Genomic DNA, 23,273 nt, shown 5'->3' on the forward strand with positions numbered 1-23,273 from the left:
CGGAGCGAGCGGGCAGCGCCCCGCGCGGCCGCGGGCGGTTACGCCTCGATGAGCCCGGTGCGGACCGCGATACGGGTCAGCTCGACCGCGCTCTTGCACCCGAGCTTCGCGTAGATACGCACGCGGTGGGTCTCCACCGTCTTCGGGCTGATCGTCAGCCGCGCGGCCGTCTCGCGCGTCGACACGCCGGCAGCGAGCAGCCGCAGGACCTGGCGCTCGCGCGGCGTCAGCGCGTCGAGGCCGCCGGAGCCCTCGCTCGCCGGCTTGCGCATCGCGCGCACCACGGCCCCCGCGATGCTCGAGGACAGCGGCGCTCCACCGGTCGCGATCCGGCGGATGCCCTCGATGACCTCCTCGAGCTTCGAGGTCTTCACGAGATACCCCTGCGCCCCCGCGCGGAGCGCCTCGGCGACGCGGAACTCGTCGTCATACCCGCTCAACACGAGGAGCTTCGCCTGAGGCAGCTGCGCTCTCAGCGCCCCGAGGAGCTCGATGCCGTCCCGGTCGGGGATGTTGAGATCGACGAGCACGACGTCCGGCTTGCAGCTCGCCGTCTCGCGCAGGGCATCGGCCGCCGTCCCAGCCTGGCCCACGACGACCATGTCGGGCTCGTCCGAGAGCGCTCGAGCGAAGCCTTCGCGAACGACGGGGTGATCGTCGATCAGATAGATGTGCAGCTTGCTAGCAGGGGTTTCCGCCATGATGACCACAGGGGGATTGGAGTGTCCTTCAGACCACAATTCGATACCCGTGAGCAGTTCAAGTCAAGCTGCTCGGGTCGTCCTGGGAGGAACCTTACAGGGGTATCAGGTGCTCAACGATCTGCAAGGAGCGGCGCGGCGGCAAGCCCAATTGGTGAGGAAAACTCCGTCCTGAGCGAGTTTCGGAGCTCGACGGAGATCCGCGCGACGTGGAATGCGCAACGGAGGACGTGACGGGAGGTGCAACGATGCGCCCAGAGCGGCCTGCGCATGCGGTCGCGGCGACCCTCTGGTATCCTTCGCGCGCCTCATGCGCCGGAATGGCCAGCGATCCAGGGGAATACGATGAGCTCGCCGGTCCCCGCTCCCGGCCCGGCCGCCACCTCCTCGCCGCGCGCGGCCGCGGAGATCTTCGTCGTCGATGACGACCCCGCGCTCGTCGAGTCGCTGCTCGACCTGCTCTCCGACGAGGGCTACCGCGTTCAGGGCTTCACGCGACCGCTGGAGGCGCTCGATCGCCTCGCCCGCGGCGCGCGGCCGCGGGCGGTCCTGCTCGACTACATCATGCCCGAGATGACCGGCGACGAGTTCCTCGCCGCGCTCGCCGCCGCGGGCGTCGAGGTGCCCGTCCTCCTGCTCTCCGGCGTGAACGAGCCCAGCATCCGCGGCGCCGTGGCCTGTGTGCTGGCGAAGCCCTTCGACGTCGACCGGCTCCTGCTCGTGCTCGATCGCCTGACCGGCGCCGTGCAACGCTAGCGCACCGACGCCACGGCCCTCCGATCCCGGCTCGCACAGGCGCGGCGGCACGCTCCTCGCGTCCCCTGGCCCCCAGGAGAAGCCGAGGATGTCGTCGCTGCTCGTAGAAGACAGCGCCACCGGGCCAGCCGTCCTCGCGCGAGGCGGATCGGGCAACCCCGCCATCGCGAACGCGCCGGCAGCCGCGATCAAGCTGCCGGCCGAGCTGCACCACCGCTTCCGCTTCATCGCGATCGACGCGGGCCTCCTCGGGGAGGCGGTCGACGGCGCCGCGGCCCTGCTCGACGCGCTGCTCGCGATGGGGGTGCGCGTGGCGCTCTTCACCGACGAGGCCATGCCCCACCTCGCGCGGCGGCTCGCTCGCGGCGTGCGCGCCGAGAACCGCAGGCGGCTCTTCCTCGGCGCGCTCGAGGGCGCGGAGCTCCACGGCTTCGATCGCCGCGGCGCTGCGGTCGCGCTCGTCGCCCGCGCGGAGCCGGACGGGCGCTCCGCCGTCGCCGCGCTGCTCGCTCAGGTGATCGCGCCGCTCCGCGTCGAGCCGCACGATCGGCTCGCGATCTCGCCGGAACCACGCGAATCACGCGAATCACGCGACGGCGCGCCGGCCGGAGGGGCGCGCGGCCTCCGCGGCGCGCCGGAGCTCGCGGGCGCCGTTCACGCAACAGCCAGCGCGCAGCGGCTCCACGAGATCCTCGCGCTCCAGCGGGAGCTCGATGGCGAGCTCGGCTCGCTCGCGGCGCCCCGGGACGCCGCGTGGATCATCGAGGAGCCAGGGTTCGACATCGCGCGCGAGCACGAGATCGAGTCGCTGCTCGCGATCGCCAACGGCTATCTCGGCTCGCGCGCGTCGCTGCCGGAGGGGTCGAGCGTGTCGCGGCCGGCGACGTTCATCGCGGGCGCGTTCGAGCCCTCGGCCGACGTGAGCCGCGTGCCGGAGCTCGTGATCGCCCCCGACTGGGGCCGGCTGAGCGTCGCCATCGAGGGCGAGTCGTTCTCCGCGGAGAAGAGCGGCGTGCTGCACCACCACCGCACCCTCGACATGCGGCGCGGCGTGCTGCTGCGCGAGTGCCTGCGGCGCGACGAGGGAGGCCACCTCACGCACCTGCACACGCTCCACGCGGCGTCGCTCGCGAACCGCCACGTCCTCATGGAGGCGCTCAGCATCGCCCCCCTGAACTTCACCGGGACGATCCGGGTCGACGCGATCCTGAGCGGCGACGTGAGAAGCGCGAGCGGCGCGGCGCACTGGGCCGGCTTCGCGGCGGACGCGAGCACGAAGAGCCTGCTCCTCGTCGGGCACACGCACGGCGGGCTCCTGACCGCGATGACCTCGCACCTGCGGGAGTTCCCGGAGCAGGCCGCGGAGGGCCCGCCCCTGCCCGAGGGCCTCGAGGGTGCGCGCTGCGAGCGCACCACAGGCGCGCGATCCATCGCCGAGCGCTGCGACGTCGGCGTCCGCGTCGCCGAGCGGCGCCGCCTCTTCCGGACGACGACGCTGCACACGTCGCGCGACACGCCCACGCCGCGCGAGGCGGGCGAGGCGCTCCAGGACGAGCTGTCGAGCCGCGCCATGGCCGACGTGCTCGGCGAGCACACGCGGGCGTGGGCGGAGCGCTGGCGCCAGGCCGACGTCGAGATCGACGGCGCCCCCAGGATCGAGCGGGCCCTCCGGTTCGCGCTGTACCACCTCATCGGCGCGGCGAACCCGAACGACCCGCGCTGCTCCATCGGCGCGCGCGGGCTCAGCGGGGAGGCGTACCGCGGCCACGTCTTCTGGGACACCGAGACCTTCCTCGTCCCGTTCTACACGCACTGCTACCCCGAGGCCGCCCGCGCGCTGCTCCTCTACAGGCACCGCACCCTCGCCGGCGCGCGCCGCAAGGCGAAGGCGCTCGGCTACGAGGGCGCGCTCTACGCGTGGGAGTCGGCGGACACGGGCGACGAGACGACGCCGGCGCTCGTCGTCACGCCGTTCGGCGAGGTGGTCCGGGTGCTCTCCGGCGAGCAGGAGCACCACATCAGCGCCGACATCGCGTACGCGGTGCACGCGTACGTCCGCGCGACCGGCGATCTCGACTTCCAGCGCGGCGAGGGGGCCGAGATCCTGATCGAGACGGCGCGCTTCTGGGCGAGCCGCGCCGAGCTCGGGCCGGATGGCCACGCCCACATCCGGCGGGTGATCGGGCCGGACGAGTACCACGAGACCGTGGACGACAACGCGTTCACGAACTGGATGGCGCGGCACAACCTCCGCGTCGCCGCCGCGCTCGTCCGGCGCAACCTCGCGCGAGCGGACGTGCTCGCGCGGCTCGACCTCCGGCCCGACGAGCCCGACCACTGGCGCGACGTCGCCGGCCGCCTGCTCCTCGGGATCGACCCGCAGACCGGCCTGATCGAGCAGTTCGCGGGCTACTTCGGCCTCGCGCCGTTCTCCATCGCCGACTACGCCGTGCGCAGCGCGCCGGTCGACGTCCTGCTCGGGCGCGAGCGGACGCAGGCCTGCCAGGTCGTGAAGCAAGCGGACGTCGTGCAGCTCATCGCGCTGCTCTGGAGCGCGGTGCCCGCGAGCGCCCGGCGTGACAACTTCCTCTACTACGAGCCGCGCACCGCCCACGGCAGCTCGCTGAGCCCCAGCGCCCACGCGCTCGTCGCCGCCCGGCTCGATCTCCACGCCCACGCCGAGCGCTACTTCGAGCAGACCGCCGACATCGACCTCGGCAACACGATGGGCAACTCCGCGGGGGGCGTGCACATCGCCGCCATGGGCGGCCTCTGGCAAGCCGTCGCGTTCGGCGTGGCCGGCGTCACGCGCGTGCCGCGGAGCGCGCTCTCGGAGGCGCTCCCCCACGCGCCGCCGTGCCCCGACGAGGACGAGGCGATCGGGATCGAGCCGCATTTCCTGCCGGGCTGGCGCCACCTCAAGATCCCGATCGCCTGGCGAGGCCGCGCGCTCGAGATCCACGTGGAGGACGGGGCGGTCGAGGTCGCGCTCGAGGGGAGCGCGCCGCTGCCGATCTGCCTGCTCGACGCGGGCGAGCCCGCCTGCGCCGTGCTGGCGGAGCCGGGACGCCGCTACGCGACGCGGCGGCTGGGCGGCCGCGTCATGCCATGGGAGGAGGTCACGACATGCTGAGCGCTGCGCGCGATGGAATCCTCGGCGGACGTGGAGCGCAGTCCGAGCTGGTCTCCCCGGCCGAGCCGTCCTTCGGAGCACACGGGAGGGCGCGCGATGCGTGCGACGAGCCCGCGCCGGAGAGCGGTGCGCGGAGCAGGAGCGTGCTCGTCGCGCTCCACGGCCGCCGCGCCCACCTCGGCGCCCTCGAGCTCGGGCGGCTCATCGCGGGCGCGTTCCGCGCGCCGCTGCACGGGCTCTTCGTCGGAGCAGGCCCGATCGAAGCGAGCGAGGTGCCCGCCCTCCTCGGGGTCGCCCCGGAGGCGCTGCGGGGCGTGGTGCTGCACGTCGAGGCGAGCGAGGATCCCCCGGGCGCGATCGCGTCGGCGACGAAGAGCCGCGGCGCTGCAGTCCTCGTCGTGGCGTCCGAGCCGGACGAGCTCATGGACGAGCGCCTGGGCGTCGGCCGGCTCGCCGCGGGCGCGCTGGAGGCTGGCACGAGCGGCGTCGCCGTCGTCATCGTCCCGGCGAACCGACCGCCGACGCGGCTACGGCGCATCCTGCTCCCGCTCGACGGGACGCCGAGCACGGCCGCCGCGATCACCCCCGCCGGAGAGCTCGCCCGCAGGCTCGGCGCGGAGCTCGACATCGTGATGGTCGGCTGCGCCTCGCCGCGGAAGAAGGCCGCGGACGACGGGCCGCCCGTCTCGACGCCGGCGTCCTCCGAGCCGGGCGCGATGGTAGCGCCCCTGTACGTCGACCAGCCTCAGCACGAGTGGCCGGCGTTCACCGAGGAGTTCCTGGCCCGGTTCCTGAGCGCGATCGGCCATTGCCCCCACGACGTCGCCACGCGGTTCTTCCTCGGCAAGGGCGAGCCGGCGGCGGAGATCCTGCGGTTCGCCGAGCAGCTGGCGAGCGATCTCGTGGTGCTGGTCTGGCACGGGCACCTCGAGGATCACCACGGCAGCGTCTTCCGCGACGTGCTGAGCGGCGCCCCGTGCCCGGTGATGGTCCTACGCCGATAGAGCGCGCTCACCGGCGCAAATCCGCGCGAATCGGCGTGAATCGGCGCAAATCCGCGCGCAGGCGAGCGTGTCGGCGAGCGGGCTCCACGCCAACGACCGGCGAAAGGCGCTATGGTGCGCCGCCATGGTCTCCCGGAAGCTGCCCCCCAGCGAGTGCCGCAAGATCGTAGAGCCTCAGAGCTTCCGCTTCTCCACGACGGACGAGGTCGCGCCGCTGTCGGCGGGAATCGGCTCGCAGGAGCGCGCCCTCGCCGCGCTCGCCTTCGGCCTCGACATCCGCCAGCCCCGCTTCCACGTCGTCGTCGTCGGCGCGCCCGGCACGGGCCGGACGTTCTGCGCTCGCGCCGTCGCGAAGCGCATCGCGGCGAGCCGCCCCACGCCCGACGATATCCTCCTCCTGCCGAACCCGCACCGCCCGAGCGAGCCGACGGTCCTGTCGCTGCCGCCCGGCGAGGGGCGCCCCTTCGTCGAGGCGATGGAGGAGCTCCACGAGAAGCTCGTCGACGCCCTGCGCGGCGCGACCGAGGGCGAGCGCTTCAAGCAGGCGCGCGGCAAGATCCAGCGCCGCGTGAACGCGGAGGAGCGGCGGCTCGAGGAGCAGCTCAAGTCCGCGGCGCGCGAGCTCGGCCTCGACCTCGTGCGCGGCGAGGACGAGGTGCAGATCACCTCGATCGAGGACGCCGCCAACGCGCCGGACGGCGAGGCCCTGCTCGCCATCGCCGGATCCATCGAGGAGTTCGAGATGCGGCTCGCCACCGTGCAGGACGAGGCCGACGTCGAGCTGCGCGGCGTCGTGAAGCAGCTGCTCAGCGACGGGGTGAAGGGGTGCTTCCAGCCGGTGCGCGCGCGCTTCGAGGGGCGCGACGACATCAGCGCCTTCCTCGCGGACGTCGAGACGGTCGTGTCGAAGGAGTTCCGCCTGCTCGTCGACGAGGCGCGCGGCGAGGAGGGCGGCGCGACGCTCCCGCGCGGCGTGGTCGTCCCGACGCTCCTCACGGAGCACACGCCCGACTCCGGCGCCCCGGTCGTCGAGGTCCCCTACCCCACGCTGACCGCCCTGTTCGGCCGCACCCACGCGCCGCCCGACTCCGGCTTCCCGCCGGAGCCCGGCTTCGCGGTCGCGGGCGCCCTCCACGAGGCGGCCGGCGGCTTCCTGATCCTGCCCGCGGGCGCGCTCCTCAAGAACGAGGCGCTCTACGAGCAGCTCAAGGCCTGCCTCCTCGCGGGCAAGTTCATCGTGCCCGAGCACAACCCGTCGTACTTCCGCGGCACCGCGGAGGAGCTGCTCTTCCCGCCGATCTCGATCGACGTGAAGGTCGTCCTCGTCACGAACCCGCAGCTCTACCAGGACCTGCACGACGCCGATCCGGAGTTCTCGCAGCTCTTCAAGGTGCAGGCGCGCTTCGAGACGACGATCTCGCTCGATCAGGCGCTCCTCACGTACCCCGCGTTCCTCGCCGGCTTCGCGCACGATCGCGGCCTCCCGCCGATCACGGCCGACGGCGTGACCGCGCTCCTCTTCCACGGCGGCCGCCTCGCGGAGAGCCAGACCAAGGTGAGCGCCCAGGTCGGGCTCATCGCCGAGGTCGCGACCGAGGCCGGCTACCGGGCTCAGCGCCGCGGCCGCAAGGTGGTCGACGGCCCCGAGGTCAACGAGGCGCTCGAGGCGGCGCGGCGCCGCGGGAGCCATTTCCGCGACCACGTGCACGAGCTGCTCTCGGACGGGACGATCCGCATCGACGTGACCGGCCGGCGCGCCGGGCAGGTCAACGCGATCTCGGTCCTGTCCGACGGCCCGCAGACGTTCGGCCGCCCGTGCCGGGTGACGGCGGTCGTCTACCCGGGCCTCGAGGGCCCGGTGAACATCGCGCGCGAGGTCGAGATGTCCGGCCCGCTCCACAGCAAGGGCGTGCTGGTCCTCACGGGCTTCCTCGCGGCCCGGTTCGCCCAGCACCGCCCGCTCTCGTTCGGCGCCTCGCTCGTCTTCGAGCAGACGTACGAGCCCATCGAGGGCGACAGCGCCTCGTCGAGCGAGCTGTACGCGCTCCTGTCAGCGCTCTCCGGCGTCCCGATCCGGCAGGAGCTCGCCGCGACGGGCAGCATCGATCAGCAGGGGAGCATCCAGCCCGTGGGCGGCATCAACGAGAAGATCGAGGCCTTCTTCGATCTGTGCGCCGCCAAGGGCCTGACGGGCGAGCAGGGCGTGCTGATCCCGAGCGCGAACCGCGACGCGCTCATGCTGCGGGGCGACGTCGTGACGGCGATCGAGGCCGGCCGCTTCCACGTGTTCGAGGTGAGCTCCGTCGAGGAGGGCATCGAGATCATCACCGGCGTACCTGCGGGCGTCGCCGACGCGGACGGGAGGTACCCGGAGGGGACCGTGTTCCATGCGGCGGAGCAGCGGCTCGAGCGCTTCCACCAGGCGATCGCCGACATGCTGAGGAGCGGGACGAGCGTGGATCCTCGGCGCGTGCTCAGGGAGCGCTGAAGAGGACCGATGGCACCGAAGCGCACGGCCGACCCCGCGCCGCTCCGCGCCGGAGCCCGCCGATGATGCGGCGGCCGATCTTGCTCGCGGCGGCCGGCGCCGCGGCGCCTCTGCTGGCGTGGGGCGCGCTCGCCCGGTGGCGTGGCGGGTCGCTCTCGCTCGGCGCCGCCTGCGCGGCCGCCGCCGTGATCGCGCTGCTGGTCCTCCTCGGCGGCGACGTCCGGCGGCTGATCGCCGCGAGGCCCGGTCGATCCTCGCGCGAGGCGCCCGCGCCTCGGCTCCCGCGTCCGGGGCAGCCGGCCGCGCGCCGCGCGGACCGCGCCTCGACGCCGCCGACCGAGCTCGACGATCCGCGGATCATCTACGCCTTTGCGGCCCAGGCCGTCGGTCAGTCGCTCGCCTGGGAGGGGAGCTACAAGGCGGCGGCCGCCTCGCTGCGCGACGTGCCTCGCGACTGGATACCTCCGCAGGTCCGGGTGCTCGTCATCAGCAACCTCGCCCAATGGCAGCTCTGCGCTGGCGACATCGAGTCCGCCCGGCGGCTCCTCCCGGACCTCGACGAGCAGCGCGCGCCAGCGTCGGCGCGGCCGCTCGTGCGGGGAGCGCGCGCCGCGGTGCTCGTGCGCACGGGCGACGTCGAGGGCGCGCTCTCCCTGGTCGGCCTCCGCGATGGCGAGCGGGAAGAGCCCACCGAGGTGCGCCAGCGCTACCGCATCACCCGCGCGCACGCGCTCACCGCGCTCGGCGAGCCCGCCGCCGCGCGCGCGGAGCTCCGCCGGGTGATCGATGACGTCGGCGTCGACGAGCTCTGCCGCTGGATTCCCGCGGGCGGGCCCGCTCGAGCCACGATGATCGAGCTCATCGACGAGGGCTGACGGATCCGCGCGTTACCGACCTTCCGCGCCGCCCGTGCCTGGCCTCGCCAAGGCGCCCGGGTGGTGATGAGCTCCGCTCCTCGCCGCGCGCTCACGCCCTCCTCGACGCCGGCGCGCCGCCGCGAGGCCGCGACTCGCCAAGCGCGGATCTCGAGTCGCTCGAGTCAGGCGCAACTCGGATCGTCACGCCGCTTGTCAAGCGTCATTTCCCTGGTTTGTAACGCGGGAAGCCCCCCTCTGCTGGCTCCGGGCGCTCGAAGCCCACAGCGCGCATTGTGTGCGCTTCCCCAGGGATTCCGGATGGCGGTGGGGGACGCAACGTTGCGAGCGCCTGGCGGCTGGTAGAAATAGGATGCTGTACGCAAAGTGCATCGGGCCAGGTAGCCTTTTCGCGTCGACCGGGGGAGAACGCATGCCAACCTGTATGGGTGGCCAATGAGGGTGGAGGCGCCACGGGGGGTGATCGGCGGGTGCTGCACCGGTTCAACCAGCCCCACGCGCCCCGTCATGGCGACTGCCCTCGCTCACAGGAGCCCGCCCCGGAGGCTCTCGTGAACCGCCCGTCGGACACGCCGTCCCACCGCATCCTGATCGTGGACGACAGCCCCACGTACCTGAACCAGGTCGCGGCGGCGATGCGCGACGAAGGCTACTTGCCGGTGGTCGCCCACTCAGGGGAGGAGGCGCTCGCGCGGCTCACCGTGGCGCGCATCGACGGCATTCTGCTCGACATGGTGATGCCGGGTCTATCGGGCCCGGCCACGTGCCTCCGCATCAAAGCGAACGCCTCGTGGCGGCCGATCCCGCTGCTGATGCTCACGGGCCGCGACGACCACAAGGCGATCCTCGACGCCCTCTCGGCGGGCGCCGACGATTTCGTGACGAAGACGGGCGAGCTCACGGTGCTGAAGGCGCGCCTGCGCGCCCAGCTGCGCAGGAAGCATTACGAGGACGAGAACCGCAGGATGCGCGAGCTCCTCCTGCGCCGGGAGATGGAAGCGGCGGAGGCGCGCGCCGACCGGCGCCTCAAGCAGAGCGAGGAGCGTTTCCGCCTCATCGTGGAGGGCGTCCAGGACTACGCCATCTTCATGCTCGATCCCGCGGGCCGCATCGCCAGCTGGAACCCGGGCGCAGAGCGCATCAACGGCTACCGGGCCGACGAGATCATCGGCTGCCACTGCTCGGTCCTCTTCCCGCCGGAGGACGTCGAGCTCGGCAGGCCCGCCGCAGAGCTCGAGTCCACCGTGGAGACCGGCCGCTCGATCCAGGAGGGCTACCGCGTCCGCAGGGACGGCACCCGCTACTGGGCGAACGAGGTGATCAGCGTGCTCTTCGACGAGGCCGGGCAGCTGCGCGGCTTCGCGAAGGTCACCCGCGACGTGACGGAGCGCCGCCGCGTCCACGAGGCGCAGCGCATCCTCGTCTCCGCCGGGCAGATCCTCGGCGAGTCGCTCGATTTCGAGGAGACGCTGCGGCGCGTGGTCCGCGTCGCGCTCCCCGACTTCGCGTCGATCTGCGTGCTCCTGTTGCAGGACGAGTCCGGCGCGATCGATCGGCAGGTGACCGCCCACGCGGATCCGTCGATGGCGATGGCGACCGAGCTCCTCGGCAGGATCACGGCCGACTCTGCCGGGCGGGGCATCGGCAGGGTCCTGCGCACGGCGCAGCCGGAGCTCATCCCCAAGGTGACCGACTCGTTCGTCCGCGCGATCTCGTTCGATCAGGCGCACTACGAGGCGCTGCGCTCGCTCTCGCTCGCCTCGCACCTCACGGTCCCGCTGACGGCGCGCGGCCGCACGCTGGGCACGCTCTCGTTCGCCTCGACGCACCGGCGCTACGACGCCGTCGATCTCGATCTCGCGCAGGATCTCGCGCGGCGCGCGGCGCTGGCCGTCGACAACGCCCGGCTCTACCGGGAGGCGCAGCTCGCGGTGCGCGCGCGCGACGATTTCCTCACGATCGCCTCGCACGAGCTCCGCACGCCGCTCACGCCCATGCAGCTGCAGGTCGACGGCCTCCTGCGCGCCGGCAAGCGCGGCGGGCTCACCGCCGAGCGCGCCACGCCGCGGCTCGAGATGATCAAGCGCCAGGTCGAGCGGCTCGCCCGGCTCATCACGAACCTGCTCGACATCTCGCGCATCTCCGCGGGCCGCCTGCAGATCGAGCTCGAGGACGTCGATCTCGCGGCCACGGTGAACGAGGCGCTGGAGCGGTTCCGCGAGGAGCTCTGCGCCGCCGGCTGCCCCGTCAACCTGTCGGCCCCCGCCTCGATCGTCGGCCGGTGGGATCGCCTGCGGCTCGATCAGATCGTCACGAACCTCCTCTCGAACGCCGTCAAGTACGGCGCCGGCAAGCCCATCGACGTCGCGCTGGAGGACCTCGCGGACCGCGCCCGTCTGACGGTGCGGGATCGCGGCATCGGCATCGCCCCGGAGCAGCAGGCCCGCATCTTCGAGCGCTTCGAGCGCGCCGTCTCCAGCGAGAACTACAGCGGCTTCGGCATGGGGCTGTGGATCGTGCGGCAGATCGCCGACGCGCTCGGGGCGACGATCCAGGTCGACAGCCGGCCGGGCGAGGGGGCGACCTTCACCGTCGACCTGCCGAAGGAGCCTGGCTGACGTCCTCCACGCCGCGCGCCGCGCGGCTACAGCGCCCGCCGGACCCTGCGGCGCTGCTCGATCATGTGCTGGGTGATCTGCTGCCTGCCCTCGGCGCGCTCCACCAGCGTCCACACGTTGTCGCCGCGCTCCCTGCCCGCGCAGTCGAGGAGCGCGTCGGCCGCCTGCTCGGCCGGGATGAGCCCGTCGTGTCGCCCCGGGAGCTCCACCACGGCGGCGCGCGTGCAGAGCCCGCCCATCGTGGCGAGCATCCCGCGCACGATCTCGCGGAAGATCGCCTCGTCGAACGCGTCGCGCCGGCCGGCGCCGAACAGGACGAGCTTGTCGAACGCCATGCGCGGCTTGCACGGGATCATGACGACCTCGCCGAGCTCGCCGGTGATCAGGCCCTGCCGCCTCAGCTCGGAGATCCGGCCGCCGAGCCGCCAGTCGCAGAGGCCGGCCACGCCGTGGACCGGCCGCGCGTCGCTGAACGGGGCGCACGCGAGCACCTCCGAGTCGAGCTCGTCGAGGCTCTGCAGGTCGGGGGAGATGAACCGTAGCTCCACGTGGATCAGACGCTGATCGCGCCCTTGCGGAAGTCGCTCTTCGCGATCTTCACGTTGACGCAAGCGGGCCTGCCGCACCGGAACGCCTCGTCCAGCGCGGGCCCGAGCTCCTCGACGCGCTCCACGCAGGCCCCGAAGCCGCCGAGCGCCTCGACCACGCGGTCGTACCGGGTGAAATCGAGCGACGTCGCCGGCGCGCGGCCCTCGCCGTAGAGCTCCACCTGGCCCCTTCGGATCTGCGTCCAGGCCGCGTCGTTCCCGATCACGCTCACGACGGGGATGCCCTGGCGCACCATCGCCTCGAACTCGAGCGCGTGGAAGCCGAACGATCCGTCGCCGTACACGAGGACCACGTTCGCCTCCGGCCGCGCGAGCTTGGCCGCCATCGCGTAGCCCGGCCCCACCCCGAGGGTCCCGAGCGGGCCGGGGTCCATCCAGAGCTGCGGCCACTCGAGCTTCAGCACGTTCGCGGCCGTGGCCACGAAGTCCCCTCCGTCGCCGATGACGATGTCGTCCTTGCCGAGGCGCCTGCCGATCTCTGCGCAGACGCGCAGCGGGTTCGGCGGATCGCCGTCGCTCGCGATCTCCGCCAGCATCTTCGCGCGCGATCGCTCCTCGGCCTCGCGCACGGCCGAGAGCCACGCCGCCGCCGTCTTGTCGGGCACCTCCGCGAGCAGCTGCTCCAGGACGACGCCGCTGTCCCCGTCGATCCCGAGGTCGACGCGGCGGTTCCTGCCGAGCTCGCTCCCGTCGAGATCGATCTGGACGACCTTGGCCGCCGGGCTGACGGCGCGGCCGTACTCGAGGCGGAAGTCGAAGGGGGTCCCGAGCACGACGCAGAGGTCGGTCTGCGAGAGCGCGAAGCGGCGCGAGCGGCTCATCAGCCCCGGGTGCGCGTGGGGCAGGGCGCCGCGGGCCATGCCGTTCAGGTAGAAGGGCGCCTTCACCGCGTCGGCGAAGCGGCGCAGCGCGTCGCGCCTCGGCGACCACCGGAGCTGGCTCCCGACGATGAACATGGGCCGCTCGGCGTCCCTCAGCATGGCCGCGGCCCGCGCGACGGCGGCCGGGTCTCCCCCGGGGCGAGGCGGGGCCGTGGGCGCGGTGGCCGGCGCGTCGTCGCCGGCGTAGTTCATCAGGAGGTCGAGCGGCATCTCGAGGAAGACCGGGCCTGGCACGTTCGCCTGGGCGATGCGGAAGGCCGAGTCCACGTACTCCTGGATGCGATCGGTCGAGGGGACGGAGACGCTCCACTTCGAGATGGGGCGCATCAGCTCGACGTGGTTCATGTCCTGCAGCGAGCCCATGTCGGCGAGGGCGCGCGGGCCGGCGCCCCCGATGACGACCATCGGGACGCCTGCGCGCTGGGCGTTGGCGACGGCCGTCACCACGTCCGTGACGCCCGGCCCCGCGGTGACGGCGCACACCCCCGGCCTTCCGGTCACCCGCGCGTACCCGTCGGCGGCGTGTCCGGCGGTCTGCTCGTGTCGCACGTCGACCACCCGGATGCCGTCATCCAGGCACCCGTCGTAGATCGCCTGGATGTGCCCGCCGCACAGGGTGAAGAGGTGCGTCACCCCGTGCCTCGCGAGGGCCTTGGAGACGAGCCTGCCGCCGTGCACCTGCGCCATGGGGCCGGCATATACCATGTGCGACCCAGCGTCCTGCCGGCGAGCGGTCGGTTCGCGGCGCCGCCCCGGCGCGAGCGCGCATCGCCCTGGCCACGTCGCCCGCCCGGCCGCTCGGCGCCCCGAGTCGCCGCCCGAGGGCGCCGCGGGTCGGCGCCCCGAGGACGAGCCACGGGTCACGCGCCGGCGGCCCCATGGCCGTCGCGCTGCGGCGCCGCGTCGAGGTGTCCACTCCTCAACATCACAGGAGCTGGCGGGTCGTGTCCGCCCGAAACCCTCATGTTCCGGGTGGTAGGCAAGTGTTCTTCCTAACCTCCCGACCTCGTCGGATCTCTCTCGGGATCAGGGCACCACCCGCTTGCTGGCGCGCGCGCCGCCTCCCTGACGGGTGATCCACGCTATCGCCCGATCAGCTCGGCTATCCGACCACCGAGAAGGATAACCCCCCTTCGCAGGGTGTTGCTGTAAAAATACAGCTCCGCTACAGCATCGACTCCGACCTTGGATGCGACGTCGTCGCCCCACCGCAGCGGCCGACGCCTTTGCGATCACGTACCCGACGCTGTTCTCTTCTATCCCGGCCACGAGATGATATAGTTGGAACCTTATTGCAGGTGCCAGCTCGACACCGCCACCTCTCTCGACCTCTCCCCGGTGCTCCTGCCCTGCAGCCGCCGGCGTGGGAGACGGCCCGGTCCTCTGCCGACGCGGCGATCAGGCCGCCGGCGGCCACCTCCGCCGACGGCGTTCCCCGTAACCTGCCGGAAACATTTCGAAGGGGGCTCGATAAGCCGCGCCCCCGAGCTTCTGTGAGGAACGTAACCGGTTCATGGCCGTTGCGGCGCTCGGCGAGCACTGGGTGGTTGCCAACAAAGGGCGTGTCGAGCTCACCGAGCCCTCGCAGGGCGCGCGCGACGCGCCCTGTCGCGACGCCTGGCGCGCGGCCGGAGAGGGCAGCTGGCACCGGGGGGCGGCTCCGGCCGATGGCCGCGTTGTCGGGGCTCGCCCGCCGCGTGGCGACGACACACGATCTCCATTACGTGTGCTCGCCAACTCCTTTGCGGCGTGCCGACCTCGACGGGCTGGAGGCGTCGAGCCGCTGCGGCGATCTGGGCAGCATCAGGGGTGAACACGAGCCATCTTGTGCGACGGTCTCGTGGACGCTGCCTTCACAACCTACGTCCCGAGCGGCGTCTACCACGTGTGCGCCGACTTCACCCGTCCGGGCATTCCTGACATCCGATCGCCATGTTGCTTTCACTGGTGTGCGCCGGGACCTTCTCCGTCCATGGCGCATCATTTCATCACCACGCGATCGCTCAGGGCATCATGCGCTCCTGTTGCAGCGCAAGGAGGCCCGAATTCTCAGCGATCTTGCGCGAGGTCCCGCGGGGGCTGTCGTGCGCTGGCACCTCCCCATCTCGCAGCGTTCATTTCAAATATCCTGCGCTCACAGAACGTTACCCAATACACCAAAATCACGCGTGACTGCTTACATGAGCTGGCGAGGTTGTTGTTTTTTATTTCGGGAAGGCTCTGTATCGGTTATGCGGGATAAGAGGACGCGCAATCGCGCTTCGCTGGAGTAGCATCGTCCTATGTCGGAGCCCCCTAGTAGCAGTCAGTTGATCCGGATACCCATGGTGCTGGCGCTCGACTGCAGCCCCCATTTTCTGGCTCGTTGCCGGAGGGTTGCAGCGCGGGCTCGCTTCCTGGTCCGCTCCTGCGATGCGGCCTCGGCGTGGGGGGTGGCCGTCCGCCTCCGCCCGCTGGCGATCGTCTTGCCGAGCCACTTGCACGATCGTGCGCCGAAGACCTTCGAGTTGCTCGCGGAGGACGCGGGCGCGCGCCTCGTCGTCGTGGAGTCCGAGCAGCTGCCCGCGGGCGAGCTGGAGGGGCACATCACCCACGCGATCGGCGAAGCGAGCCGCGCACGCGGCGCCTAGAGCGACGGTCACCCGCTTCGGAGACGGGCCCACCTCGACGTTTTCGGTGCTCAGCGCACCGGAGTGCGCTTGCGCGCCGAAAACGCCGATCTGGGCCCGTCTCCTGTGCGGGAGACCGCCGCTCTGCTCTGCGTGGTGCAGCGGTGGGCGGAAACCGCTGTAGAGCGGGGTGCGCTGTGGGCTCTGCCGCCGGGCAGGCGCGATCGGTCGCCAGGCAGGCGGCCCGCCGGGCGCCTCGGCCGCGTGCCTCAGTCGACGCGGACACCGGCGGTGAAGTGGAAGCCCCATGTGTGGTCGAGCGGCGGGCCGAGCTCCTCGTCGAAGGGCAGCAGCAGGCCCGTCCGGAGGAACGCGAGGTTGCGCTCGATCGCGAGGAAAGGCTCGATGGCCAGGACGTAGAGATTGCGGGCGACGGCGTGCCGGATGCTCACGTTGTCGAACGTGGGCAGCGCCATCCCTTGCACGCGCACGCCGCCGCCGATGCCGTGGCCGATCTGGAGCTCGACGGCGTGCTGGATCGCGACCTCGTACTCCTTGTTGCGGCCGAGGGGGATGTAGAGCACCGGCTCGAGCTGGAAGCGCCCGATCATCAGCGAGCCGACGTGGGCCTCGGCGCCGAGGCGCGCGTGGATGGGGAGGATGCTCGGGAAGTACTCGTGGAGATCCCAGTACGCCCGGCTGGCGCTGACGGGCTCGTAGCTGGCGTGGTCGTGGGTCTTGCCCGAGAGCGTCGCCAGCCCGACGTCGCCGCCTACCGTGAGCCAGAACGTCCGGCCGACGCGGGCGACGTGATGGGCGCCGAGCGTCACGTTGCCGAGCACGGCGTCGGTGCGCTCGGCCATCGCGAGCCCGAAAGGGAGTCGGACATCGAGGAACGTGTGCGGGGCGAACGGCATGCGGGCGAAGAGGGCGACCGAAAGCCCGGAGACCTCGCCGTCGCCGCCGGTGAACGAGGAGGTCTCCAGGCCGATCGCGCCACGCCGGCTCAGCGGGACGATCCCCTCGTCGATCGCTCTCGCTCTGCCGCCTCCGGACGCGCGCGCGGGCGGCGGCCCCAGCTCGGCGTCCGAGAGGGACACGGCCCAGGACGCCGGCGTGCTGCCCTTGCGGCCCGCCTCCGGCCCGCCCGGCTTCCGGTCCGGCGGCGCCGAGTCCGAGGGCGGCCCGGCAGCTCCCGGCGCGGTTTGCGCCTCTGCCGGCGCGAGCGGCGAGGCGTCTGGCTCAGGTGTGCCCGCTCCGGGCGCGCCGGGTTCCGGGGGCTGCGGTGGCCCACCGGGCAACGGCGTCGCGCGCGGCTGCGGTGCGCCTGAGGCAGGCGGCTGCGGTGTGCCCGGCGCCGGCGTCGCAGGCGGCTGCGGTGTGCCCGGCGCCGGCGTCGCGGACGGCTGCGGTGCGCCCGGCGCCGGCGTCGCGGGCGGCAGCGGCGTCGCTGGTCGCTGCGGTGTGCCCGGCGCCAGAGGCGTTCCCGCCGACGCGGAGGGCGCAGCGCTAGGTGCCGGGCGAGGCGTCGCGGGCTGCGCAGCAGACGACGCGACCACGAGGGTCGCCGCCAGCCAGGAAAGCGAGGACAAGACCAGGATTCGACGTGGCATCGTGTCTCCTTGGAGCGCGCATCCTATCGTCTCGGCAGGCAGACGCGCTCTGCTCGGGCGAGCGCTGGATGCATCTCCGGCAGCCAGCGCCGTCCCGCAGCCGCCCGTGCCCACAGCGCCCGTGCCATCCCGCAGCGGGACGGGCATGGGGCGACCCGGAGGCAGAGGCGAGCGCCGCGCGGCACCCCGCTGCGGAGCAGCGGCGCGAGGCGGGGCCCTCCCGCGCGCCGCTACAGCAGCGCGGCGAGGGCCGCCGCGAGCCGCTCATAGTGCGGCCTGTCGTTGTAGATCTGGGCCGAGATCCGGAGGTGCCGCCGGGGCGACGCGGGCCAGGCGAACACCGGCACCTCGATCCCCCACCGCTCGAGCAGCGCGTCCTGGAGCGGATCGAGGCGCAGCCGGGACGACGGCGCGTCAGGGAGCGGCACCGTCGCGAGCGCGCCGATCATCGCGTCGGGGCTCGGCGGCATGCAGCCGAGCGCCTCGCACAGGAGGTCGCGCGCGGCGAGCGCCGTCGCCCGGTTGTGCGCCTGGAGCGCGGGCCAGCCGCCGGGCACGAGCGCGGCCATGGCGCGGAGCGCGTCCGCGACGCAGAGCGCCGCGCTGGGGTCGGCCGTGCCGGTCCAGTCGAACTCGAGCAGGAAGCGCGACCTGTCGGTGCGCGGCGAGTTGGCGCCGTGGCTGATGGAGAGAGGGCGGACCGCGCCCTGCCTGTCCCGCCGCACGTGGAGGAACGCCGCGCCCTTCGGCGAACAGAGCCATTTGTGGCAGTTGCCTGTGTAATAGGCCGCCCCGAGGGCGCGTAGATCGAGCGGCACCATGCCGGGCGCGTGCGCGCCGTCGACCAGGACGTCGACGCCGCGCTCCGCGAGCGCGGCGATCAGCGAGGCGACCGGGAACACGAGCCCCGTCGGGCTCGTCACGTGGTCGACGAGGACGAGCCGCGTCCGCGGCCCCACGCGCGCGAGCACCGCCTCGACCACCTGCTCGGGCGCCTCGATGGGGAACGGCACCGGCGCGACCACGACACGCGCACCGGCGCGGGCCGCGACCGCCTCGGCCGCGTTGTTGCAGGCGTTGTACCCGTGATCGGTGATGCAGAGCTCGTCGTCGGGCCGCAGCGAGAGCGACCGCAACACCGTGTTGACCCCGACGGTCGCGTTGGGGACGAACACGAGGTCGTCGAGGTCGGCGCCGACGAAGGAGGCGAGCGCGCCTCGGGCCGCGTCGAGCAAGGGCTCCAGCTCGCGAAGGAAGAACCGGACCGGCTCACGCTCGAGCCGATCTCGGTAGCGCTGCTGCGCCTCGAGCACCGCGCGCGGGCAGGCGCCGTACGAGCCGTGGTTCAGGAAGGTGACGGCCGGGTCGAGCGACCAGAGCTCGCGCACGGCGGCGGCGCGCGACTCCGGGAAGGCGTTCGGGTTCATGGCGAGGAGCGGGCCCCGATGCGGCGACGTGCCGGAGGGCCCGGAACAATGTCTCGCGGGCCCCGACCCCTGTCGAGGGGCACGCGAGGTGCAGCTTCCAATCCATGATGGACTGTACCGTCAATGTTGAATCATGGATCAACCATGACCGGATGCGGGCGGCCATGCAGAGCCGGTCAACCCGTCCATGATGGACATCGCGTCCGGCCGTCCCACGACGGACATCGCATCTTCGGTCCCATGATGGACACCGCACCTGCCAGCTCATGATGGACACCGCACCTGTCAGCTCATGACGGCTTGTCATGAACGGGCAGGGAGCAGCGACGGGAAGCCGCCAGCGGCGACGGGCAGGGAGCAGCGGCGGGAAGCCGCCAGCGGCGACGGGCAGGCGCCAGCCGCGCGCCTCGGCGGGTGTACCGGATCAGCGGCCCGACCAGACCGGAGAGGCGCTGTTCATCTCGAGCGCCTCCATGCGCCGCGCCGCGGGCGAGGGCGGGGCCGCTGCGGCCGCGCGCGCGGTCTTCCGCGCGCTCGCGACCGCCGAGGCCGCCTGGACGGCGCGCTCCTTCTCCTTGTCCGACCGGGCGCGCGCCGCCTGCTGCCGGAGCCGATCCTCCGCTGCCGCGAGCTTCGCCTCGGCCGCACCGAAGTTGCCCGCGCTCACCTCCTGGGCCGCGTCGAGCTGCATCATGCCCGCCTCCATCACCGCGGCGATCGTCTGGGTCTTCTCGTTCTGGTGCGCGGCGACGAGGGCCGGATCGCTCGTCACATCGTAGCTGGCGACCACCTCCTGCACGCGCGGGAGGTTGCCGCTCTCGGCGTCGCGGAAGTGGAGCCGCACGCTCGCCAGCGGGTGGGAGCCGGCCGCCGGCGCGGTGACCCGAGCCCGCACGAGCATCTCGCGGTGCTGCCCGCCGAACATCGTGCCGAGCAGCACCCGGAGCGCGTCCCCGGAGCGCTCGGTGCGCTCGTTGGGGACGTCGAGCAGCTCTACGCCGGGCGCCGGGACGATCTCGACGAACGCGCCCGTCGCCGCCGTCGTCTGGAGCAGGGCGAGCTCGCGCTCGAGGACGGAGGACATCTCGCGCGCCTCGGTGAGGTGGTACAGCCGGCCGCTGGAGCCGATGGCGAGCGCGTTGAGCGTGCGCTCGTCGTAGTCGGCCCCCACCCCGATCGACGTGACCTGCACCCCGTGCGCGGCGCCGCGCTGGGCGAGCGCTCCGAGGATGTCGGGAGAGGAAGGCCCGATGTTCGCCTGGCCGTCCGAGATGAGCACCACGCGCCGGACGGCGTGCGTCGACGGCGCGGCGAGCGCGTGCTGCTCCGCGAGCTGGAGCCCAGCGAAGAGGTTGGTGCTGCCGTCAGGGCCGAGCGCGGCGATGGCGCGGGCCACCGCGGGGCGCGTCGACGGGCCGAGCACGGTGGGCGAGACGCGCGCCTGCGCGGTGTCGGCGAACGACGCGACCGAGACGAGGTCGCCGTCGGGGAGCCTGTCGACGAACGCCTGCGCGGCCGCGCGCGCGTTCTCCATCTTGGGGCCTTGCATCGAGCCGGAGGCGTCCACGAGCAGCCCGACCGCCGCCGGCGCGCGCTGCTGTCCGCGGGCCGCGCGCGCCGCCGGGACGTCGATCCACACGCCGAGCTGCGTCTCGCGCCTCCCCGGCAGCACGAAGTCGCTCGCGCCCGCGGCGCCGATCCACACGCCCTGGTTCCCCGAAGGCCGCGGCTCCGGGCGGGACGACGGCGCCTCGGCCGCCGCCGCGGAGGGCTCGGCCAGCTCCGTCGGGGCCACGGCCACGGCGACCCGCTTCGCCTCCTCCCCCTTCGTCGCGTCCTCCCGCGCCGCTGCGCCCGACGCGGCCGCCACCGCCGCGGCGCTCGTGCCCGGAGGCGCCGCCGCGCTGGCCGTGCAGCCCAGAGCCGCCCATCCCATCAGCAATCCAGCGAGCATCGTCCGCATCGAGAAGCTCCTTCCGCCGCAAGCCATGGCGCGGCCCACGGGGGGACCGCGTCCCTCCGCCGCGATCTCCCGGACCCCGCAGCGCGCGGCTTCTACGGACCGGGCCGAAAAAAGATCTCCGGGAGAGCCCGCGCCGGCAGCAGCACCGCCGGCCCTCGCACCGGCGGAACGCCGCCGCTCCGCGCCCGGAGCCCCCTCCGAGCACACATCCATGGGTCGTCCCTGCCTGACTCCAGGGCACATCTCGAGATCTCACGAGATCCGCGACTCCCAACGTCCCTCTGTCGATGGTTCAGGTCTTGCTCATTCACGACCATCGACAGGCGATCGCCGGAGCGCGGCGCCCAGACACGATGCGCCGCACGGAGCGGCGATGCCGGAGGAGGTCGATCCGATGCAACTCGCGCGCAGCAAAACTCCAGCTCTCCTCGCCGCGTTCGCGGCGGTCTTCCTCGCTGTCGGGAGCCTCCTTGCTTTGCCGGGCTACACGCTCACCGGCACGGGCGTCCGCGTGAGGACCATCGGCGTGGTCGACATCGATGTCTATCGGATCAGCCATTACATGGAGCAGCTCCCTGCCACCAAGTCCAAGGAGGCTGTCATCGACATGGACACGGGGAAGAAGTTCGTCTGGACGATGCTCCGCGACGTCGACCGCGCGAGCATCGTCAAGGCGCTGCGGGACGCCTATGCGTTGAACCGATACACGGACACGCCGAAGATCGAGAGGTTCGTGGCGGCGTTCAAGGGAGACCTCAAGGCGGGAGCGGAGGTCACCATCGCGTACGACCCGCGCGCGAAGACGACCACCGTCACGGTCGCCGGCGGCGGGACGGCGACCGTGGCAGGCGTCGATTTCATGAAGGCCACCTGGCGGATCTGGCTGGGCAAGATCGATCAGCCCACGCTGAGCGACGCCCTCATCGCCAGGCTCCGCTGAGGCAGGCGAGGCCCCCGTCAGTCCGACGGCCTGTCGCGCACCACGAGCACCGACCGGTTCGTGTGGTTCACGACCTTCGCCGCCGTCGTGCCGAGCACCTTGTCGATGCCCGAGTAGCCGTGCGACCCGATGACGATGAGATCCGCGTTCTCCTCGTCGGCCGTCCGGCAGATGACCTCCCAGGCGACGCCGACGTGGATCACGACCTTCGCGAGGAGCTCGGGCGGCACGTCGCGCGCGAGCTGCGAGAGCTCCTCGCGGTCGCCCCGCTCCAGGATCTCGGGGACGCGGGTCGGCGACTCGTTCAGCGCTTCCGCGGGCAGGGTGTGGTGCAGCCCGATCCCGCGCACGAGCACGAGCTTGCCGCCGAGCTTCTGCGCGAGGTCGACGCCCTCCGCGAGGACGAGCGACGCCTTGGGGGAGCTGTCCAGTGCAACGAGGATGGTCCGGGGGTGCTTGAGACTCATGGCGTCCGCCTTTCGTGCGGTGACGTACCGCACCTTCTTTAGCCGACCTGGCGCCGGACGCGCAGCGCATCGCTCGGCGGCGGCGCACCGCGCCTTCGCGCCGGCCCGGCCGCCTGCGCCGAGCACGGAGGACGTGCGTCCAGCGTGGATCAGGCCCGGATCGTCACGCCATGGCCTCGGTCGTCCGTGAGGATCTCGAACGCCGCGCGCCGCGCCGTCGTCAGGGTCTCGATCCCCACCTCGCGGCCCAGGCTCTTCCGCCGCAGGGTGACGGTGCAGGCCCCGATCTTCGTGTTCAGGCAATGCTTCACGCCGCCGGGAGGGTTCCTGTAGGCCAGGCCCACGAAATCGCCGGCGGACGCGGAGATCTGCCCCTCGACGCTCAGCCGATCGGTCTCCGTCCGGAAGCGCCAGGTGAAGTAGTCGAACGAGGCGTCGGCGCGGACCGACTGGACGAGCGAGGTGAGCGCGATCTCCTCGCCGCGGTGCCGGAGGACCAGCGGTGTCATGTTCGGCGTCCAGAACGGTCCGACCTTCAGTCGGGCCGTGGCGACCTCGAGGAAGCTGTCCGGGTGGCTGTCGAACCCGGCGACCTGCCCCCAGGCGTACAGGTCCGTGTGCTTCGTCCCCCAGTTGTGGTTCTGGCTGCCCACCCAGCCCGAGACGTCCACCCCGCGCCCGGCGACGCGGAGGAGGCCGCTGTAGACGGCCATCGGCGCGCCGACCAGCGCCTTCGCCTTCGGCAGCGGGGCGCCGTAGAGGGCCGCGGGGAGCAGCAGGAGAGGCTCCCCGCCGCCCTCGTACGCGAGGTCCCAGGTGATGGCGTCCTCCCCCTCGCCCGCCGCGCCGGTGAGCCTGCCGAGGCTCAGGCGGGCGCCGTCGATGGCGACCGACAGGCTGTCGCGGGCGAAGGAGCAACGCCCGGCGAACGGGACCTCGCGCTTGGCGACCACGTGGCGCCCCGACTCGCCATCGAAGTAGACCGCCCAGAGCTCACCCTCCGCGGCCTCGGGCCGCCCGGCCGGGCTGAACAGCGTGTACCGGATCCAGAAGGCGAGCGGGCGCGTCGGGTGGTTCGCCCGCTGGAAGAAGCTCTCGTAGAAGCCGCCCCGCTGCCCCGGCCGGTAACGCGCGTGGTTCGCCCGCTCCCGGATCGTCCTCGCCTTCGCGCGCGCCATCGAGCCCCCGCT

At 72.6% G+C, this 23,273-nt stretch carries 16 protein-coding genes; 8 read left to right on the forward strand and 8 right to left on the reverse strand.

The genetic code is table 11. The features are described 5' to 3' along the window. Window positions 1–38 precede the first annotated feature (38 nt). Window positions 39–701, reverse strand: a complete 663-nt coding sequence (locus tag WMF29_RS43140; protein WP_044970202.1) for a response regulator — start codon at window positions 699–701, stop codon at window positions 39–41. Window positions 702–1,046: 345 nt separating this feature from the next. Between WMF29_RS43140 and WMF29_RS43145 the strand changes: the two genes are divergently transcribed. From WMF29_RS43145 to WMF29_RS43170, 6 genes are all read left to right on the forward strand, one after another. Then, complete coding sequence (locus WMF29_RS43145) at window positions 1,047–1,457, forward strand: response regulator (RefSeq protein WP_437325870.1); 411 nt, start codon at window positions 1,047–1,049, stop codon at window positions 1,455–1,457. Between the two features lie 88 nt (window positions 1,458–1,545). Next, entirely contained in the window at window positions 1,546–4,590 is a 3,045-nt protein-coding gene (locus tag WMF29_RS43150) for a glycoside hydrolase family 65 protein (protein WP_437325871.1), read from the forward strand. Next, window positions 4,584–5,594 (forward strand): universal stress protein, encoded by a 1,011-nt coding sequence (locus WMF29_RS43155; protein ID WP_437325872.1) that lies wholly within the window; start codon window positions 4,584–4,586, stop codon window positions 5,592–5,594. The genes WMF29_RS43150 and WMF29_RS43155 overlap by 7 nt, the downstream gene beginning before the upstream one ends. Before the next feature lie 124 nt (window positions 5,595–5,718). Then, window positions 5,719–8,082, forward strand: coding sequence for an AAA family ATPase (locus WMF29_RS43160; RefSeq protein ID WP_437325873.1), 2,364 nt, complete (start codon window positions 5,719–5,721; stop codon window positions 8,080–8,082). A 62-nt stretch (window positions 8,083–8,144) separates the two neighbouring features. Continuing rightward, window positions 8,145–8,957, forward strand: a complete 813-nt coding sequence (locus WMF29_RS43165) for a hypothetical protein (protein ID WP_437325874.1) — start codon at window positions 8,145–8,147, stop codon at window positions 8,955–8,957. Between the two features lie 551 nt (window positions 8,958–9,508). Beyond that, window positions 9,509–11,575 carry an ATP-binding protein gene (locus WMF29_RS43170; protein WP_437325875.1) on the forward strand — a complete coding sequence of 689 codons (2,067 nt, stop codon included), beginning with the start codon at window positions 9,509–9,511 and terminating at the stop codon, window positions 11,573–11,575. 26 nt (window positions 11,576–11,601) lie between these two features. Here the strand turns inward: WMF29_RS43170 and WMF29_RS43175 are convergent, their stop codons facing one another. Further along, on the reverse strand, window positions 11,602–12,123 hold the full coding sequence (locus WMF29_RS43175) for a M17 family peptidase N-terminal domain-containing protein (protein WP_272101954.1): 522 nt from the start codon (window positions 12,121–12,123) through the stop codon (window positions 11,602–11,604). 5 nt (window positions 12,124–12,128) lie between these two features. Next, on the reverse strand, window positions 12,129–13,751 hold the full coding sequence (locus WMF29_RS43180; RefSeq protein ID WP_437325876.1) for a thiamine pyrophosphate-binding protein: 1,623 nt from the start codon (window positions 13,749–13,751) through the stop codon (window positions 12,129–12,131). Between the two features lie 1,622 nt (window positions 13,752–15,373). On the opposite strand from WMF29_RS43180, the gene WMF29_RS43185 reads away from it, so the two are divergent. Further along, entirely contained in the window at window positions 15,374–15,694 is a 321-nt protein-coding gene (locus tag WMF29_RS43185; protein ID WP_272101952.1) for a hypothetical protein, read from the forward strand. 248 nt (window positions 15,695–15,942) lie between these two features. On the opposite strand, the gene WMF29_RS43190 is transcribed toward WMF29_RS43185, so the two are convergent. From WMF29_RS43190 to WMF29_RS43200, 3 genes are all read right to left on the reverse strand, one after another. Beyond that, window positions 15,943–16,773, reverse strand: a complete 831-nt coding sequence (locus tag WMF29_RS43190; RefSeq protein WP_437325877.1) for a hypothetical protein — start codon at window positions 16,771–16,773, stop codon at window positions 15,943–15,945. Between the two features lie 743 nt (window positions 16,774–17,516). After that, complete coding sequence (locus WMF29_RS43195; protein ID WP_437325878.1) at window positions 17,517–18,713, reverse strand: aminotransferase class V-fold PLP-dependent enzyme; 1,197 nt, start codon at window positions 18,711–18,713, stop codon at window positions 17,517–17,519. 424 nt (window positions 18,714–19,137) lie between these two features. Beyond that, window positions 19,138–20,676: a vWA domain-containing protein gene (locus tag WMF29_RS43200; protein ID WP_437325879.1), complete on the reverse strand. Its 1,539-nt coding sequence runs from the start codon at window positions 20,674–20,676 to the stop codon at window positions 19,138–19,140. Window positions 20,677–21,070: 394 nt separating this feature from the next. Here WMF29_RS43200 and WMF29_RS43205 point away from each other — a divergent pair, with 394 nt between their 5' ends. Next, on the forward strand, window positions 21,071–21,616 hold the full coding sequence (locus WMF29_RS43205) for a chalcone isomerase family protein (RefSeq protein WP_437325880.1): 546 nt from the start codon (window positions 21,071–21,073) through the stop codon (window positions 21,614–21,616). Between the two features lie 17 nt (window positions 21,617–21,633). Here WMF29_RS43205 and WMF29_RS43210 read toward each other — a convergent pair whose 3' ends face one another. Together WMF29_RS43210 and WMF29_RS43215 are read right to left on the reverse strand one after the other, a co-directional pair. Next, window positions 21,634–22,083, reverse strand: coding sequence for a universal stress protein (locus tag WMF29_RS43210; protein ID WP_437325881.1), 450 nt, complete (start codon window positions 22,081–22,083; stop codon window positions 21,634–21,636). Window positions 22,084–22,232: 149 nt separating this feature from the next. Then, window positions 22,233–23,261 (reverse strand): hypothetical protein, encoded by a 1,029-nt coding sequence (locus WMF29_RS43215; protein WP_437325882.1) that lies wholly within the window; start codon window positions 23,259–23,261, stop codon window positions 22,233–22,235. Window positions 23,262–23,273: the final 12 nt, after the last annotated feature.

This window comes from Sorangium sp. So ce381 (assembly GCF_051473845.1).
Lineage (GTDB): Bacteria > Myxococcota_A > Polyangia > Polyangiales > Polyangiaceae > Sorangium > Sorangium atrum.